16 protein-coding genes are annotated in these 17,865 nt (G+C 45.4%); 3 read left to right on the forward strand and 13 right to left on the reverse strand.

What is annotated here, in order from left to right:
- Nucleotides 1-7 precede the first annotated feature (7 nt).
- The 6 genes from murA to V7R82_RS06510 form a co-directional block, all read right to left on the reverse strand.
- Nucleotides 8-1,309 (reverse strand): UDP-N-acetylglucosamine 1-carboxyvinyltransferase, encoded by a 1,302-nt coding sequence (gene murA / locus V7R82_RS06485; RefSeq protein WP_070755322.1) that lies wholly within the window; start codon nt 1,307-1,309, stop codon nt 8-10.
- 61 nt (nt 1,310-1,370) lie between these two features.
- Nucleotides 1,371-1,604 (reverse strand): DUF1146 family protein, encoded by a 234-nt coding sequence (locus tag V7R82_RS06490; protein ID WP_338542021.1) that lies wholly within the window; start codon nt 1,602-1,604, stop codon nt 1,371-1,373.
- Between the two features lie 232 nt (nt 1,605-1,836).
- Nucleotides 1,837-3,051: a tRNA uracil 4-sulfurtransferase ThiI gene (gene thiI / locus V7R82_RS06495; protein WP_338542023.1), complete on the reverse strand. Its 1,215-nt coding sequence runs from the start codon at nt 3,049-3,051 to the stop codon at nt 1,837-1,839.
- Nucleotides 3,048-4,199, reverse strand: a complete 1,152-nt coding sequence (locus V7R82_RS06500) for a cysteine desulfurase family protein (protein ID WP_311465106.1) — start codon at nt 4,197-4,199, stop codon at nt 3,048-3,050. Before V7R82_RS06500 ends, thiI begins: the two co-directional genes overlap by 4 nt.
- A gap of 80 nt (nt 4,200-4,279) precedes the next feature.
- Nucleotides 4,280-5,998, reverse strand: coding sequence for a septation ring formation regulator EzrA (locus tag V7R82_RS06505; RefSeq protein ID WP_338542026.1), 1,719 nt, complete (start codon nt 5,996-5,998; stop codon nt 4,280-4,282).
- A gap of 197 nt (nt 5,999-6,195) precedes the next feature.
- On the reverse strand, nt 6,196-7,956 hold the full coding sequence (locus tag V7R82_RS06510) for a DUF1002 domain-containing protein (RefSeq protein ID WP_338542028.1): 1,761 nt from the start codon (nt 7,954-7,956) through the stop codon (nt 6,196-6,198).
- A gap of 347 nt (nt 7,957-8,303) precedes the next feature.
- Here V7R82_RS06510 and V7R82_RS06515 point away from each other — a divergent pair, with 347 nt between their 5' ends.
- Together V7R82_RS06515 and V7R82_RS06520 are read left to right on the forward strand one after the other, a co-directional pair.
- Nucleotides 8,304-8,891 (forward strand): hypothetical protein, encoded by a 588-nt coding sequence (locus V7R82_RS06515; RefSeq protein WP_338542030.1) that lies wholly within the window; start codon nt 8,304-8,306, stop codon nt 8,889-8,891.
- Between the two features lie 17 nt (nt 8,892-8,908).
- A complete protein-coding gene (locus V7R82_RS06520; protein ID WP_298078165.1) occupies nt 8,909-9,481 on the forward strand; it encodes a hypothetical protein in 573 nt (190 codons plus the stop codon).
- Nucleotides 9,482-9,605: 124 nt separating this feature from the next.
- On the opposite strand, the gene sufB is transcribed toward V7R82_RS06520, so the two are convergent.
- The 7 genes from sufB to V7R82_RS06555 all read right to left on the reverse strand — a co-directional run bounded on the left by sufB (nt 9,606) and on the right by V7R82_RS06555 (nt 16,357).
- Entirely contained in the window at nt 9,606-11,000 is a 1,395-nt protein-coding gene (gene sufB / locus V7R82_RS06525) for a Fe-S cluster assembly protein SufB (RefSeq protein WP_070755315.1), read from the reverse strand.
- Nucleotides 11,001-11,005: 5 nt separating this feature from the next.
- The gene (gene sufU, locus V7R82_RS06530) at nt 11,006-11,497 is read right to left on the reverse strand and encodes a Fe-S cluster assembly sulfur transfer protein SufU (RefSeq protein ID WP_291430560.1); all 492 of its coding nucleotides are present in this window, start codon (nt 11,495-11,497) and stop codon (nt 11,006-11,008) included.
- 2 nt (nt 11,498-11,499) lie between these two features.
- Nucleotides 11,500-12,714, reverse strand: coding sequence for a SufS family cysteine desulfurase (locus V7R82_RS06535; protein ID WP_338542032.1), 1,215 nt, complete (start codon nt 12,712-12,714; stop codon nt 11,500-11,502).
- A 29-nt stretch (nt 12,715-12,743) separates the two neighbouring features.
- On the reverse strand, nt 12,744-14,051 hold the full coding sequence (gene sufD, locus V7R82_RS06540) for a Fe-S cluster assembly protein SufD (RefSeq protein WP_338542034.1): 1,308 nt from the start codon (nt 14,049-14,051) through the stop codon (nt 12,744-12,746).
- An 8-nt stretch (nt 14,052-14,059) separates the two neighbouring features.
- Nucleotides 14,060-14,830, reverse strand: a complete 771-nt coding sequence (sufC, locus tag V7R82_RS06545; protein ID WP_023390965.1) for a Fe-S cluster assembly ATPase SufC — start codon at nt 14,828-14,830, stop codon at nt 14,060-14,062.
- Nucleotides 14,831-14,975: 145 nt separating this feature from the next.
- Nucleotides 14,976-15,539 carry an ECF transporter S component gene (locus tag V7R82_RS06550; protein ID WP_338542038.1) on the reverse strand — a complete coding sequence of 188 codons (564 nt, stop codon included), beginning with the start codon at nt 15,537-15,539 and terminating at the stop codon, nt 14,976-14,978.
- Nucleotides 15,536-16,357 carry a bifunctional hydroxymethylpyrimidine kinase/phosphomethylpyrimidine kinase gene (locus tag V7R82_RS06555; RefSeq protein ID WP_338542040.1) on the reverse strand — a complete coding sequence of 274 codons (822 nt, stop codon included), beginning with the start codon at nt 16,355-16,357 and terminating at the stop codon, nt 15,536-15,538. The genes V7R82_RS06550 and V7R82_RS06555 overlap by 4 nt, the downstream gene beginning before the upstream one ends.
- 95 nt (nt 16,358-16,452) lie before the next feature.
- Between V7R82_RS06555 and V7R82_RS06560 the strand changes: the two genes are divergently transcribed.
- Nucleotides 16,453-17,856, forward strand: a complete 1,404-nt coding sequence (locus tag V7R82_RS06560) for a PLP-dependent aminotransferase family protein (RefSeq protein WP_338542042.1) — start codon at nt 16,453-16,455, stop codon at nt 17,854-17,856.
- The last annotated feature ends 9 nt before the right edge of the window (nt 17,857-17,865 follow it).

Consider the following 17,865-nt stretch of genomic DNA (forward strand, 5'->3'; position numbering starts at 1 on the left):
CCCCCCTCTATGCAAGAGTCGTAGTCTTTTGTGGCGTTGCTACTTGAGCACTATTAACCCGGTCAATATTAGCACCTAAGGCTTTGAGTTTCTCATGGAATCGGAAGTAGCCACGATCTAGATACTTCAATTCAGAAACGCGGGTCACCCCTTCAGCTGTCAAACCGGCAATAATTAAGGCTGCAGCTGCGCGTAAATCGGTGGCCTTAACGCTAGCACCATAGAATTGGGTAGGACCTTCCATAACCACATTTTGGCGATCAATGGTAAAGTGGGCATTCATCCGGCGCAACTCTTCAAAGTGCATAAAGCGGTTCTCGAAGACTGTTTCGGTCAAGGAGCTTGAACCTTCAGCTAAGAGTTGAGCAATCGACATTTGTGCCTGCATATCGGTTGGAAAACCAGGATATGGCAAGGTCTTAACATCTGTTGGTTGCAAGGTCTTAGGCCCAATAACCCGCAGTCCATTTTGGTACTCATGGAATACAACGCCCATTTCACGCAATTTACTAATCAATGGCATGTTGTGTTCTGACACAGCCCCTTCAACCAAGACATCGCCTTGGGTAACAGCAGCTGCCACCATAAAGGTACCTGCTTCAATTCGGTCTGGAATCACATCATGGGAGGTGCCATGTAGGGCTTTGACCCCATGAATCTTAATTGTTTCCGTCCCAGCGCCGACAATATCGGCTCCCATTCGGTTTAAGAAGTTAGCTAAATCCACAATTTCTGGCTCACGCGCTACGTTCTCTAAGATGGTAGTACCTTCTGCCAAGACAGCTGCCATCATAATATTTTCAGTCGCACCCACACTTGGGAAGTCCAAGTAGATACGCGCACCCACTAACTTATCAGCCTGTGCTTCGACATAGCCTGCTGCGCGTGTAATTTTTGCCCCCAGAGCTTCAAAGCCCTTGAGATGGAGGTCGATAGGACGAGTCCCGATGGCACAGCCACCTGGCATCGCCACTCGTGCATGACCAAAGCGAGCCAAGAGTGGCCCCATCACAACAATCGATGCCCGCATCTTGCTGACAAAGTCATAATCAGCTGTGGTTGACACAGGACCGGTTGCGTCTAAAGTCATTTCATTGTTTTCTTGATCAAATTCATTACTTACGTTAATTGCAGTCAGTAAGTTGTTAAGGGTAAAGACATCTGATAAGACAGGTACATTAGACAAATTAACCTTGCCTGTTTCTGCTAAAATAGCCGCCGCCAAGATTGGCAAGACCGCATTTTTAGCTCCTTCAACTTTGACTACACCTTCTAATCGATTACCACCTTGAACAATAATCTCTTCCATCAAAAATTCTCCTATTCTTACGCCTATTCGTTTTGGAGCGAACAAATAGGGATACACTCTCTTATTTAAGGAAACCTAACAATAAGTTCTGTAAGGATTCCGTCATTTCAATCATAAACGACCCGACTAAGTGCCCCACTGCAAGGCTAACCATGACATAAACTGCGTGGGCTCCTTGCTTAGCATTCTGGCGCATGAGCTGATTCCAGTTCACACCCCGGAAAATGAGGAGACTCATCCCTAGGATGATAAGACGAAGACATAGTACTGCCATACCATATACACTCGTCTGCATGTCTATCACTCCTTCAAGTCCAAGACTATGATAACATAAGTTCTATGGAAAAAGAAATAGTTAATCTCCTTATCTTTAATTTGTCATGATTCTGACCCATTTCATAAGGGTATTTTGGGGTCACTGAAAGCTAGACGGACAAGTTTTCTTTCTCTTTACATTCCCACTTTGTGTCATAGAGATAAAAATCACAGCCTGAAAGTCCAAGACCTCCAGGCTGAAATCAAACAAACTATAGTAAGTGACTAAAATCCGGACTGCTTAACTTACCGTAATCCGCGCCAATGATCTCCGTTTGAGTGCCCTCAACAGCGCGAGCAACTAAACCTTCTACATCTAAGAGAGCTTCTAACTCCATTACAGACGTCAATTTTGGCTTAGTACGTGGTGATTTAGGGGCAAAGACCGTACAGCAATCTTCAAAGGGCTCATTGGAAATCTCATAGGTCCCAATGGCTTCCGCCTGCGCAATAATATCGTTCTTGTCTATCGCAATTAAAGGCCGCAAAATCGGCACGGAAGTCACTTGGTTGATAGCCCGCATACTCTTCAGTGTCTGAGAGGCCACTTGCCCTAAGGATTCTCCCGTCACAATAGCATCAGCTTGTTGACGATTCACTAAGGCCTCCATGACCCGAAGCATCATACGCCGCATAATGGTCATGGAAAAATCATCGTGGACCTTGTCCTTGATTTCTTCTTGAATTTCAGTAAAAGGCACACAGTGATAAGTCAAACTCCGACCATATTGAGCCAATTGAGCCGTTAATTTTTTAGTCTTTTCCAGAGCTTGCGGGCCCGTATAAGGTGGGCTGGCAAAATGAACTGCTTCAATTTCCAAACCACGCTTCATCATCTGATAGCCTGCCACAGGAGAATCAATACCCCCGGATAGCATGAGCAAGGCACGGCCGCTAGCCCCATAAGGCAATCCCCCTACCCCTTTGTAAGACAAGAGACTTAAGTAGGCGCCAGCCTTTTGGATACTGATCGTTAATTTGTAATCTGGGGTCTTGAAGTCTACTTCCAAATCTGGATAAGCTAAACCTAGGCAAGTTCCCACTTCTCTCTGTAAGTCCATGGTGTCGTAGGCAAAGGTCTTATCAGAACGTTTGGCTAAGACTCTAAAAGAACTGCCAGCAGCTGGCTTCACTTCTTCAAACAAGGCCAGTGCTTGAGCTTTGATTGCGTCCAGATCCTTGTCCACTCGATAGACTGGCTCGAAGCGCGAAATACCTGGTACTGTCTCAAGCCGCTCAATAACTGTTTGGTAAGGCGTTTCTTGCCAAATCAAATGCATAAAGTCGTATTCAGGCACAATCTTGATGCGTTCTAAATCCTGGGTACGGTAGCGGATATGCTCAGCTAATTTATTAATAAACATTTTTTTATTGCGACCCTTAGTTGAGAGTTCGCCGTAATGAATGAGAATTTGTTTTTGACTCATGATTTTCCTCGTGTTTTCTCAAATTGTTGGCTAATTTTTGGAATGGCTACTAGACATTTTTCAATATCCTGGTCACTGGTATCCGCTGCTAGGCTAAAGCGCAAGGCGGATTGTGCTAAGTTTTGGGGTACGCCCATTGCCGCCAAACTGTGATGGTCAGATTTTACTCGACTCGAACAAGCACTGGTAGTTGACACATAGATACCTTGGGTCTCGAAGGCATTGAGCAGGACCTCGCCAGGAATTCCTGGAAGAGCTGCGCACAAAATATGAGGCGCTGCCGTTTCTTGGGCAAAGATAACCCAACCTTGCGCGCTTAAGGCTTGGGCTAGTTGCTGGCTATAGGCCTTAAGCCGCGAACGTGTCTGACCTTGTTCTCCATGGGCTAGACGTAGGGCCTTAGCAGTAGCCACAATGGCGGCTAGGTTCTCAGTCCCAGATCTTTGCCCCTGCTCCTGGCCTCCCCCTGTCATTAGGGGAACCAAATCCACGCGTTGGCGGCAGGCCAAAATCCCCACTCCGCGTGGCGCATGAAATTTGTGGCTAGACAAGCTCAAACAATCAATTCTGTCCTGCTGAATCCGGGACAATTCGGTCGTAACCGACTGAACCCCATCGACGTGCCAGACAATATTTGGATAGTCTGCTAAGATTTGCGCCATCTGGTCCAAAGGCTGGCAAGCCCCCATCTCATTATTGACAGCCATGGTGGAAACCAGCAAAACTTCTGGTCCTAACTTAGCCTGGAAAGCTTCCAAATCTACTTGCCCTTGATCAGTCACTGGCAAAGCGGCCCAGGTCAGACCTTGGCTTTCGATATAGTCTCTTTGGCTTAATACTGCAGGATGCTCAAAAGGACTGACTAGAACCAAATTAGCCTCAGGCCGACGTTTGTGGGCCTGGCTTACAATCCGTTGGAAGACCCAGTTATTGGCCTCAGTGCCTGAACTAGTAAAGTAGATTTCCTGTGGATGATAACCTAATAGTTGACCAACTTGGGCACGAGCCTGTTCCAAAAGTTGTCGACTCTTACGTCCTAGGCCATGAGCACTCGACGGATTAGCAAAAAATTCTTGAGCCACCTGGCTATAGGTAGCCAAGACTTGGGGATGAATCCGGGTAGTTGCGGCGTTATCCAGATAAATCATCACTTTCCTCCTCTTGCAAAAAGGCCCGACAACACGTGTCTTGGGCCTTTTGTTTCTAAACTATCTAGCACTTAACAATCCTAAAATTGAGTGCTCCGCTTTTCTTGGTGGTACATACGACGTACTTGAGTCGGCGCATCTGGGTCAACTCGTCTCAGGGTTTTCTCAATAATCGCTAAGGCTTCTTGATACTTAAACTCCCGATGGAAGAGATACTGAGCCTCTTTGATTGCTGCATCCACTTCAGGATAGTCATAGCGGAATCGATTGCTCTGTTGAATCATGTATTCGGTCAACATAGCACTGTCTACCACTGACTCTGTCATTTCTTCTAAAGCAGCAAGGTGACGCTCTAACTCATCTTCTAAGCTTTCAATTTCATCCATATCAATACGAACTCGGTTGAGTTGCTTAGCCAAGTGCTCCACTTGATCTGTTACACGATAGAACTGATCGTAGAAGGAATCACTGAGACCAGGCAGATGACTTTTCTCGATCCGACGCTTAATATTGCGTAGAGCTAATTCATAGTCATCCAAGTTAGTCTTGGCATCCTTCTCACGCGTGTTGAGTTGAGCAATTTTGTTGGTAATTGCCAATACTTGCTCATCAATTTCTTCGATACGCTTGCGAATTTTCTTAATGCGACCTTCAGCTTGAGTATAAACCACTGCAGACCCTTCAGTCTCAGCCACCAAGTCTTTGAATCGGTTATATTCATGGCGGATTTGATCGCTTAAATCAGCAATTTGATCCACTTCATTCTCATGGAGAATATAGCTTTGCGCGATGCGGTCTACTTCAATGCCAGCATAACGCCCATTTTCAGCTACTTCATCGATTTTACGGCGAAGGCTTTGGATATTCTTGTTGACGTAGTCTTTAGCTTCAATTTCAGTTTCCATCAAATCATAGAGCGACTTGATATCACGTTCTGCCTTATCCATCAAAGTCTTAGCCTCTGATAAATCGGCATTCTTGATTTCATTCTTGGCGTCGTTCAATTTTTCTTGAATTTCGTCCACTTTTTCTAGAATAGCTACACCATCAAAGTCAAAGCGGCTATCTACCATTTTTTGGTAGCCTTCACGCAAATCATCTAAAGAGTCTTCGTATTCATTCTTAATCTTGTCGTACATTGACGGAATACGTTCCAGGATATCTTCAAGGCTAGTCATGTCAGCATCAATGGTCTTGAGCATGTCACGCGCCTCAAGATGGTCCCCATTTTCAGTGTACTCATTGTATTTGGTGAAGTTGAGTTCCAAATACTGGAGGTTCTTCTCCAAGGTCTCAATGGCAGGACCATAATCAAAACTGTGGTTCATGACATTCTTACGGGCTGAATTATAACGCTCATGTAAAGCAGCATTCAACTCATTGTTGTCAACTTCTACCTGCAGAAGATCAGACAAGTCTTGATGGAGGTCTTGCACCTTAACCATGGTTTCATCAATCAACTGACGTGCTTGAGCAATAGTCCGGCCAGTCCGCATAAAACTCAGTTGGTCCGCATATTGTTGTGCGCCAACCAAGGCAGATTCAATCTCTACAAACTGGAAGTTGGTAATGGATTGCCACTGGTTAACCAAGCTCTCATACTTGCGTTTTGTTTGACCCGATAGGCTCATATTCTTAAGGAGGAAGAGTTGATTGGCAATCGGTATCGCCATCATCTCCTCTTTTCTTGCTTCAAGTTCTCGGATGCTTTGCGTATTTCTAGATCGGTAGAAGTGGTAGGCAAAGTAACCAAGCACACAAACCAAAATGATTAATAGTAATATACCTGTAAATTGCAATGTGTTCGCTCCTCCTTATGTCCATTTTTAGGCCTTAACGAGAAAAAAGCCTAAATAATCATTTTCGATTATACCACTAATGGTGGGGATTATAAAGCAAAAAGTTAGATTTGAGCATTAAATGTAACAATTGAAATATCTAACAAATCAAAAGACCCTCGGCATGCCATGAGGCGTGCCGAGGGTTAGCTATTACCCTATTGCGGATTTTGGCTATTATTAGCAGGTTGGCTTGCTTCACCTGACTCAGTTCCCGGTTGAGTTGGGGCAGGTTGGTTTTGATCTTGACTAGCAGGAGGCGTTGAAGCATCACCTGAATTTTGATTTGAGGCTTGAGATTCTTGATTATTAGAGCTATTAGGTTGATTGTCACCACTATAGCCTGGAATCTTGAAGTCTTTTGGCAAGTTAATCGTTAAATCAGCGCTTGGCTTAACGTCGACACCGTAAGCATTTTGGAAGCTAAAGAGTCCGTTGGCTACAGGCGTCACATTTGGCTCAATCCCCATGCTGACTTGACCAGTCGCAGTATCATAGAAAAGGTGATCAGCTGTTGACACATGAGTCACTAAGTCCACTCGAGGCAAGGCTGTAATCTTGCTACCATCTTGAACGAATTCGTAAGCATATACTTCATTAGCATAACCCGTTGCTAGGGCAAACTTATCTGTTAGGCTCTTGACATCTGCTTGGTTACCCACTGCTTCAGCCGCATTGAGTTGAGCGGTCCAACGTTGTTTAACACTGGTGTAGTCGTTACCCAAGGCTTCCTTACGATCCTTATCCAAAGTGTTGGTGTATTGATAGAGGTAAACACGTAATTGGTTGAGAGCTTGTTTCTCCTCAGGTTTCATATCTGGTAAGAATTTTTCCAGAATGAAGGTATGAGAGTAAATATCATAAACTGGCTCGCCATTTTGCACACGTTCATAGAATTTCTTGAACATTGCAGGCAGAATTGGGTTGTAAACAGCTTGATCAGAGTAGTCTTTGCGTTCGGCATTTAAGATATCTTCCTTACTTGGCGCGCTTGCTTCGTCTAAGCTGTTGAGGACTTCCTTCCAAGGTGCATTGAGGCTGTTGTCTACCGATTTCTCTAATTGTTGGATGGTATCTTTAGACTTAGCTGCCTCTGTCTTAGCATATTCTTCCGCTAATTTTACTAGCTCTTCCTTAGTTGAGTCAGAAATGTTAACGGTCGTGTTATTGTTAGTGGTGTTGTTATTGATTGTCGTATTGTTGTTAACAGTGGTGTTATTGATTACTTGGTTAACAATGGTTTGTGCCACTTGGGTATCCACGTTTACCCCTTGGTTGGCTTGTTGGTTGGTGACTTCTTTTTTGATTTCAGAGATGATTTGGTTAGCCTTGGTATCGTCTAATTTATCTTCTTTCTTGACAACTTCGACTACCTTGATTTCTTTCTCAGCTACCTTAACAGCTTTCTCATCTACTTTAACACCTGACTTAGCAAGCAAGGCATAGACCCCTGCCAATGCTCCCTCACCCGTTACAGGGCTAACTGTGGCAATACGAATCAGGACATCCTTGGCACCAGAAGTAATGGCTGCGTTCTGATAAGTCGTAGCGCTGACTAAAGTGATGTTTTGTGGTGTCACAATTTGAACTTGTACCCCATAACCAGCCGCTTGTTGTTCAATATAAGCACTGGAATAAACAGTAGTACTTGCGTTAGAGCCATCATGTAGATATTGGTTGATGGTATTACCGTCTACCATGAGCGTATTGGCTGCGCTAAAGTCCTTAGCACCCAAGAGGTTCTTGGTTTGTTCTTGTTGTTGAGGGTTCAACGATGCCCCCAGAGACAATAGTTTTTGTTGTTGAGCTTGTTCTACCGCAGAAACTAGTTCTGATGTCGGTTGGCTTAAATAGGCCACGTTAGGTGCCACAGCAAGAGCTGCCATTAAGGCAACGAGCCATTTAGTTGATTTCTTCATAGTTTCCTCACTCCTAAATCTAGAGAATTTGGTCTAAGTATATTGTAACACACTGCTTGTCATAGTACGTAGAATTACCATATTTGTCTTTCAAATTTCAAGGTTTCTTAACATTTAGCCTTAAACATTCACAAATCATTCGGTCCTAGAAGAAACAAAAAATGCTTAAAACCGTCCTCTGTCTCCGCCCTTAACTATCATCAAATCCCTATCTTAAGTATTTTTTCTGAAACTAGCCTTTCTTGAATGCCCCTAGTATAAGTGCTATACTATCAGTATAAGTGGCATCTCTACAGAATGCCCCTAAGTTAAGAGGCTCTCCCTCTGACAATGAAAGGATGATTTTCATGAATAAAAAACTCAGTCGGCTTGTAGCCTTAGGACTGCTAGTCACTACCCTCTGGCAGCCTGTCGCCATTCTCGCTGAGTCTAACGCTAGCACATCTAGTCAAACTTCAAGCACAGCAACGGCTAGCACACAAGTTGTCGGCAACGATACGGTTGGCTACTTAACCCTTCCCGAGGGCTACGAAGCGAACGAAACTGGTGACCAAAACACTGGCGGTCTGTCATTCGTCAATAAATCCACCAACACATCGATTAGCTTAATGAGACTGAATGCGACAGATTATATTCAAAGTAAGCCTCAGTCCTTGGCTAAGCTGACTCTTCCAGCTTGGATTATCATGAAAGAAGTTGTTTATCGCTTACCTGATAAAGAACTTACCTTTCAATCTGGACCTGCAGGCTTCGACAACCTACCTGATGGCTACTACCTAGTTAGCTATAAGGATTCCAGTGCTATTGGCAGTGTCTATTTCACCGATAAAAATGATAGCAATTATGTCTACCTAATTGGTATGGACGGCCCTAATGCAGATAGTCTTTCTTCATTTGGTGACATTGCTAAAACCTGGTCAAGTAAGAAACCTTAAGAAGGAGGAGCCATACAATGAAACGATTTTTAACCTTTTTATGCCTTTTGGCTAGCCTAGTCGTGCTTGCACCCCAGACCATTTTGGCCGAAGAATCCTCAAGTAGCCAAACTACTACTAAACTTGATTTAAGTCAGAAAGTCGGCAGCGACTCACTAGGCTATGTCATGATTCCTTCAGACTTTGTCAAATTTACTGAACTTGGAGAACACTCACCCACCCAGCTCCAGTGGTCTTCTAAAGATGCCTTTACAGTAGTCACATTAAATAAGTTGCCAGCTTATCAAGGCATCGAAAATCATCCAGTCTTCAGTAAACTACCTAAACCATATCCTTATGCGACCGATCACATGGCTACCTTTGCCACCATCCCATCCCATGAAAAGCTCACCTTAAGCGCTGCTAAGAATTACCCATCTAGCTATAAGGACGCTGTCGGAGTTGAAGTACAATTTCAAGAGAAATCCTTACGTCTCGTTTACTTCACCACAGAGTCCGATCCTGATTCAGTCTACTACTTAGCTGTCGAAGGGGCACCTCAAGACATGGATGCCTTAGAGGAAATTCTTAAAACCTGGACACCAAAATAATTTACTCAAAAATCCTCATTGGCTAGCGCGACACAGCCAATGAGGATTTATTTATAAAACACCTCGTGACTCAGGCTAGTGCCCAAGTCACGAGGTGTTTTTAACTTATATTGATAGCCCCGGTCTAGCCGACAGACCCTTCCATTTCATAACTAATGAGGCGGTTGAGCTCAACCGCATATTCCATCGGTAATTCCTTGGTAAAAGGCTCGACAAAGCCCATAATAATCATTTCCGTCGCTTCGGATTCAGACAGCCCTCGACTCATCAAGTAGAAAAGTTGTTCCTCTGAAATCTTGGAGACTTTGGCTTCGTGCTCCAAGGAGACTTGCCCATTATGAATCTCATTGAACGGAATGGTATCCGATTTTGAAGCCTGATCCATAATAATGGTGTCACATTCAATATGCGAGATGGAACGCTTGGAATTCTTAGCAAAGGTCACTTGCCCGCGGTAGTTAACCTCTCCCCCATCCTTGGCGATGGATTTAGACACAATGGAACTAGAGGTGTTGGGGGCATTATGAATCATCTTAGCACCCGTGTCTTGCTTTTGGTTCTTACCGGCAAAGGCAATAGAAAGCATGGTGCCCCGCGCCCCTTCTCCTTGAAGATAGACACTTGGATACTTCATGGTGGTATGAGCACCTAAGTTGCCATCGATCCATTCCATGGTCGCCCCCGCATGGGCATGGGCCCGCTTAGTCACTAAGTTATAGACGTTGTTAGACCAGTTTTGAATGGTAGTGTAACGACAATAGGCGTCTTTTTTGACAATAATTTCCACAATGGCGGCATGGAGCGACGCGGTCGAGTAAGTTGGTGCCGTACAGCCTTCCACATAGTGGATGCTAGCGCCCTCGTCCACAATAATCAGGGTCCGCTCAAACTGCCCTGTCCCCTCATTATTAATTCGGAAATAGGTTTGCAGTGGAATGTCACATTTGACACCTTTTGGAACATAGATAAAGGTCCCCCCACTCCAAGCGGCACTATTGAGCGCGGCCTCAAAGTTATCGGTTGGTGGCACCACTGTCCCAAAATGTTCCTTGAAGAGCTCAGGATATTCTCGTAAGCCAGAGTCCGTATCAGTAAAGACAATGCCTAATTTTTCAAACTCGGCCTTCATATTGTGGTAAACTGCTTCCGATTCATATTGAACCGCAGCACCCGCTAGATACTCGCGTTCAGCCTGAGGAATCCCAATTCGCTCAAAGGTCTCCTTAATCTCATCAGGTACATCATCCCAGGAACGGGCCGGACGATCCATGGCCTTCTGGTAATAAATAATATCATCAAAATCTAGTGCTGACAGGTCAGGCCCCCAGTCAGGCAACTTACTATCAAGGAAGACCTTAAGTGAACGCAGACGGTAGTCTAACATCCATTCAGGCTCCCCTTTTTCCTTGGAAATAGTCCGAATAACCTCTTCACTCAGACCCTTACCCGTAGAAAAGATAATTTCGGCATCATCGTGGAAACCATAGGCATAGTCGTTAACAACAGGTACGTCACTCATTATCTTCACTCACTTTCTTGTGCTTGGTTATGACGGCTTAAGCCCTCATCCAAGCTTGTATCTTGATCTAATCCCAGTCCTAGGGCTTTCCAGGCCAGGATGGCACACTTATAACGGGCCGGAAAGGCCTTAACGCCTTCTAAGAGGGCCGCATCACCTAGCTCTTGCTCCCAAGACTCGTCCACTTGTCCTGGTCCACCAACCAAGGCCTGAAAAGTCGCAATCATGGCTAGAGCTTGATCCTTTGGCTTGCCCAACAAAGCCTCGCACATCATACTGGCAGAAGCCATACTAATGGTACAGCCTTGGCCACTAAAGGCCAAATCAAGGATGCGGTCATCTTCAATTTTCAGGTACAAGACAATCGCATCACCACAAGTAGGATTGAATAGCTCCACTTCCTGATCGGCATGGTCCAACTTACCAAAATGACGGGGATGTTGCCCATGATCCAAAATGACTTGGCGATAGAGTTGATTTAATTGATTTAAACTCATGGTCAGAAAAACTCCTTCACTGCTTTGGTAACCTCAATAAAACGTGCGACCTCTTGCGTATTATTATAGAGCGCCATACTGGCCCGCAGAGTCGCCGTCTGACCTAAGCGGCGCATCAAAGGCTGGGCACAATGGTGGCCTGCTCGCAGGGCAATCCCTTCTAAATCATAGGCCGTCGCCGCATCATGGGGATGGACACCCACAATATTGAAGGTCACAATACCATGACCATGACCATAAACTTCCAGATCCGGAATAGCCTGTAAGCCTCTTACTAGTTCTAGCGTCAGATGACTCTCATGGGTCTCAATATCCCGCCATCCGATAGTAGACAGCCATTCAATGGCAGCTGCCAAGCCAATGGCTTGAGCAATAGGCGGCGTCCCCCCTTCGAATTTCTGTGGGGCGACCGCGTAGTCTGTTTGGTAATCTCCTACTTGATGGACCATTTCACCGCCATAGAAAAATGGCTGGCAAGTGTCATGATGTTCTTGCTTGAGGTAGCAAATGCCAATTCCAGTCGGGCCGTAGAGCTTATGGCCACTCCAACAGTAGGCATCGACTCCTAGGCTTTCTACATCTACTGGAAAATGGGCAACCGCCTGGGCACCATCAACGATGACCTTAATGCCTCGTGGTTTAGCCCAGGCTGTTAAAGCAGCTATATCCTGAGAAATACCCAAGACATTGGAAACATGGTGGATGGTAATGACCTTGAGCTTGGACCAGTCACTCGCTTCTAGGGCCACTAAATCCAAGTAATGATCCTCCGTCAGAGGTAGATAAGAGAGGGTAGCACCCCGCTCTTGGGCTAGCGCTTGCCAAGGCACTAGATTGGAATGATGTTCCAAATAAGTCAGCCCAATTTGGTCTCCTGGCTGTAAACTTGGTCCTATCCAACGGTCTGCCAGAAAATTCAAACCCGCAGTAGTCCCACTGGTAAAAATAATATCTTGCGGCTTGGCACCCATGAAGTCAGCTACTCTCTGGCGGGCTGCTTCATAGTCTTGAGTGGCTCGGTTGGCCAGGCTATGGACCCCACGATGGATATTGGCATTGTCTTGGAGATAGTAATCAGCCAAGCGATCCAAGACAAGCTGTGGCTTCTGACTAGTCGCCGCATTATCAAAATAAATCAAGTCTTGGCCATGGACCTTTTGCTTGAGTATGGGAAAGTCCTTAGCCCATGGTGATGGGCTAGTAATCTTTTCTGGCATCATACTGTCTCCTTTCGCGTTTAATAGTCTTAATCTTCCTGGCTACCTTCTAAACCACTTAATTTACGGTCTATAATTTCTACTAACTGTCGTCTGATTTCTGCCGAAGGCATTTGCACAATAACTGGGCCTAAGAAACCACGTACTACTAAGTACTCAGCAGCTTCACGGCTTAAGCCTCGGCTCATCAGATAATAAAGTTGTTCTTCATCTACTTGACCTACAGAAGCTGCGTGCCCTGCGGTCACTTCAAATTCTTCGATTAAAAGGATAGGGTTGGCATCGCCTCGAGCCTTCTCAGATAACATGAGTACTCGGCTTTCCTGCTGAGCATCGGCGCCCTTGGCGTATTTTTCAATCAGCCCAATCCCGTTGAAGGTCAAGGTTGCCCGGTCCAAGATAACCCCATGTTGCAGAATATCCCCGACAGAATGATTACCGCGGTTGACCACCTTAGAATCAATACCTTGGATTTGCTTGCCAGTTGAAATACCAACAATCTGCACTTGAGATTCAGAACCATCACCATTGAGGTAGGTATCTAAGTCTAAGATGACATTACCGTCATTAAGTTCACCGATGGCCCAATCAATTTTGGCATCGCGTGCTGTTTGGGCGTAACGCTTAATGTAGGCATGGCTTTTTGCCCCTAGGGTATCGACTGCTGAATACTTAATCTGTGCGCCAGCCTTAACTACTACTTCAACAAAATAGGTGGCAGAGTTTGGTTTATCACCATAAGTTTCTATACGCTCAACATAATCTAAACTTCCCCCCTGTTCAAGCACAATCAGGACATGCTTGTTGAAGGCTTGATCATAGCGACTGTCTTGAACCAAGAGAGCTTCAAGCGGCAAAGTCACAGCTACATTTCTTGGCACATAGATGAAGAGTCCCCCATTCATGAAGGCAGTATGATAGGCTTCTATTTGGTCTTCATGGGCGCCAATCACCGAAAATAGATGTTCCTTAACTAGGTCAGGATAATCTGCAAGAGCCTGGAACAAATCCGTCACGATTACCCCTTGATCAACTAGGTCTTGATCCAAACTTTCCACTAGAGTATGATTACCCACATGCACAATCTGCCCACTCAGGTGATCTTGCTCAGCCAAAGCTGCATCTAGACCATAGAGCAGCGGTTCCTCTATGGTTTGTGGCGCTACTACTTCTTGGGATAGGAGGGGCCAACGATGATACTTAACCCGCTCAATCACTGGTAACTGCAAATCCTGCCAGACTGAATGGGCTTGATTTTGAATAGCGTGGAACCAGTCAGGCAGGGTGGCAAAGGTAGCCAAAGCCTGCATCTGGTCTAAATAATGTTTGCTAGTCATGCTATCACCTAGGCTTTCTCGTCATAGTGAAGACCTAATTCTTCACTAATACCCTTATAACCTTCCGCCTCCAAGCGTTTAGCTAATTCGGCATCGCCTGTCATTACCACGCGCCCTTCCATCATAATGTGGACCACATCGGGCGTGATATAATTGAGTAATCTTTGATAGTGAGTGATAATCAGGGAACCAAAACCTTCACCCCGCATGGCGTTGACGCCCTTGGATACTACCTTAAGGGCATCAATATCGAGGCCAGAGTCGATTTCGTCCAAAATAGCAAAGCTAGGTTCAATCATGAGGCATTGTAGGATTTCATTACGTTTCTTCTCCCCACCTGAAAAGCCTTCGTTGAGATAGCGTTCCGCCATTTCTTCTGGCATATCTAAGAGAGCCATCTTCTCATCCAATTTCTTGATGAACTCGCGGACGCCCATCTTGTTGTCGTCATCCCGTCGAGAGTTAATAGCTGCGCGCATAAACTCAGCGTTGGTAACGCCTGGAATCTCACTTGGATATTGCACCGCCAAGAAAAGACCAGCACGGGCACGTTCATCTACTTCCATCTCCAAGACATCTTCACCATCTAAGAGAATCTCACCTTGGGTTACTTGATAGGCAGGGTTACCCATAATGGCCGCCGCTAGGGTGGACTTCCCAGTCCCGTTCGGTCCCATAACCGCATGAATTTCTCCTGTTTTGAGGGTCAAGTTAACCCCTTTAAGGATTTCTTTACCTTCAATGGCCACATGCAAATCCTTGATTTCTAATACTGGCATATCGTCACCTGTTCCTTCCTTATAGTCTCCTTTATTCTACCGTTATTTGCCTTGAGACGCAATTCATGCGCTTTCTTTTGAGATTTTTGTGCATTTCTTTAAACAAGAAAAAAAGAAGCTGGTTAAACCAGCTTCAGCATAATCGCTATTCGCCAATTGGATGGAAACGTTCAATCGCACGCTTCATTGGATAGTAGAGAACCCCTACTAAAAAAGCCGTTACGATAGCCGTGAAGAAGGTGGCCGGCATCTTCTCGACTACTTTTGCCATGGCTGCATTCCAGCTAGAACCTAAAACCAATTGTTGCGCCACAATGGAGACTGGCCGGCTGACAATCTTGACTAAACCAGCCACAATGGAAACCGCAACAAGGTTAAAGCGCGTATCACGTTTCTTAAATACATAGGTGTAGACTGCATTAACCGTGACAAGAACCAGAGCTGCTTCCAAAAGCGTAAAGGCGACAGAAGCAGCAAATCCATTGAGCACATCGAAGATGAAAAGACCCAAAAAGGAAGCAATAGAACCACGCTTGAAGCCTAGCAGTAAGACGGATAAAACAACCAAGGCATTGCCGGCATGAACCATGGTTCTACTCGGCATTTGAATTTTTAAATAAGTAATCGCAAAATAGATAAGTGCTGCGAATAAGCCAATTTCGATATAGCCTACTAAGCGACGGTGAAAGGCTGTTTTTGTTTGATTCATAATGAGTCCTCTTTTCTTAAGGTTTTGCTGATAAAAGGTAAATAAGGCTGATAATAAAGCTCCTGGCGAGCTATAGCTTGGCTTAACCCCTGGTTTTCTACTGCACGACCAACCAGGTCAACACACCATTGGCATGTCGCTTCTAGAGATAAGCCACCTACCTGGCAGGCTAGGAAACAAGAAGTGAAGAAGTCCCCCGTGCCAAACAAATGGCAATTTTGGCGCTGAGTCCAAGCCTCTTGATTAGACTCAAAAGCCACCCCAATCTGGTCATCCACTTCAATCCCTGTGATGACCCAAGACTTTTGCTTATATTCAAGATTAGCCAAAGTCTCTAGAGCTTGCTTATCTTCCTGAGTCTTAACTAACTCAGCATCTAGGCCAGCTAAGAGATAGGCCTCCGTCAAATTCGGCAGGGCATAGTCGGCTAAGGCAACCAGTTCTTGCATAGCTGTAACATAATCCTGATCCAATCCGGTATAAAGCTGACCACGATCTCCCATGATAGGGTCCACCACCAAAAAGGTGTCGGATTGGTAATGTTTATACCAGTTAACAAATTGGTGAATCTGGCTGGCATTGCCAAAATATCCGGTCACGATAGCCTGGAACTTGACCTGCCGCCAAGCCATTAAAGAGGCGGAAAAGGCTGCATCCAAACTCTCGCGATAGACTGGCCAACGTCCAGTATGGTGGGTTAAGTAAACTGTAGGCAGGAGGGTCACTTCGTAACCAGCTGCATTCAATACAGCCAAATTCGTTAAACCAGCCACCTGGCCAGTGCCAGGAATATCATTCACTACCAAAATACTTGCCATTCAATCCCCTCCCTCTGCTTGTTATCATACCCTATTTCTGGTACCATTAATAGTGCCAGTTTCATACAAATGAACAGTACCAGTTGGAGGACTCTATGATTATTCATCTCGACCCAAACAAGAAAGAAGCGCTCTATAGTCAACTTTACCAAGCCATTAAAGACCAAATCCATTCCGGCCACTTAGCTGCCCATCAAAAGCTCCCAAGCAAACGCCAATTGGCCAAGGATTTAGGCATCAGCCTCAATACCGTCATTAACGCTTATGACCAATTAAGTCTTGAAGGCTACCTAGAAACCAAACCACGCCAAGGTTACTTCGTAGCCGATGTACGTTTCCAAGTCCAACTGACTTCGGAACAAGCTAGTCTAACCACTAGTCCTAGCCCTAGTTGGCGCTATGACTTAACCAAGGCCGAAACCGACCCTAGCCTCTTTCCCTATGAAATTTTCCGCAAACTTTATACCCAGCGCTTTGATTCCCAGTCCCCTGACCTGCTTCAGCCTAGTTCGGTTCAAGGCTTAGCGCCACTTAGAAGCAGTTTGGCAAGCTATCTAGCCAATGAACGTGGTGTTCCATGTCAGCCAGACCAGCTGATACTAGGTCCTAATGCTCAGGCCCTTTTTCAGATTTTAGTTCAGCTCCTTCCTCCTAAGCGTCGGATTGGAATTGAAGATCCTGGCTACCACGCTCAGCTGCCATTTTTGAAAGAAATGGGATGGCAGGTCCAAGCCTGCCAGCTTGATCAATTAGGGTTATCTATTGAAGAGATACCACTGGATCAGCTAGATATCCTCAGCGTCACCCCTACCCATCAATTTCCGACCGGATCTGTTATGCCCCTCACTCGCCGCCAAGCCATCTTAGACTGGGCAAGACAAAGTCCTAATCGTTGGATTATCGAAGATGACTACGATAGCCAATTTAAATACACTGGCCGACCTATCCCCTCTCTGGCACAATTAGACCAAGGAAATCAAGTAATCTATATGGGCAGCCTGTCCCGCATTCTCAGTCCTGGCCTCCGCATCAGCTATATGGTATTGCCAGCAAGCCTTCTATCTCTTTTCTATGAGAAGGAAAAGCAATTCGCAGTCAACTTGAATACCATCTCTCAGTATGCTATTCACGATTTTATCCAGCAAGGTCACTTAGAACGCCATCTCAATCGTGCCCGAAGCTTCTACAAACGCAAGCGTGATAGGCTGATTAACGCCATTGAAGCGCAAGATCCCCAAGCCCAACTAATTGGCCTTGATGCAGGTCTCCACCTATTAATTCAACCGAGTTTTGCTTTCCATAGCCAGCCTTTTCAGGCCCAACTGGCTCAAGAGGGCATTCGCCTTAAGACGCTTGCTGACTTCTCTATCCATGCCCAGACTGGCTTCGACCAGCAAATCTTCCTGAGTTTTTCTGGCCTTCCAATGGATGAGGTGGACAAGCTCATTAGCGACCTCTACCAAGCCCTGAAACAGCATAAAAAGACCACCAAAACATAGTTTGGTAGT

The organism is Abiotrophia defectiva ATCC 49176, from assembly GCF_037041345.1.
GTDB lineage: Bacteria > Bacillota > Bacilli > Lactobacillales > Aerococcaceae > Abiotrophia.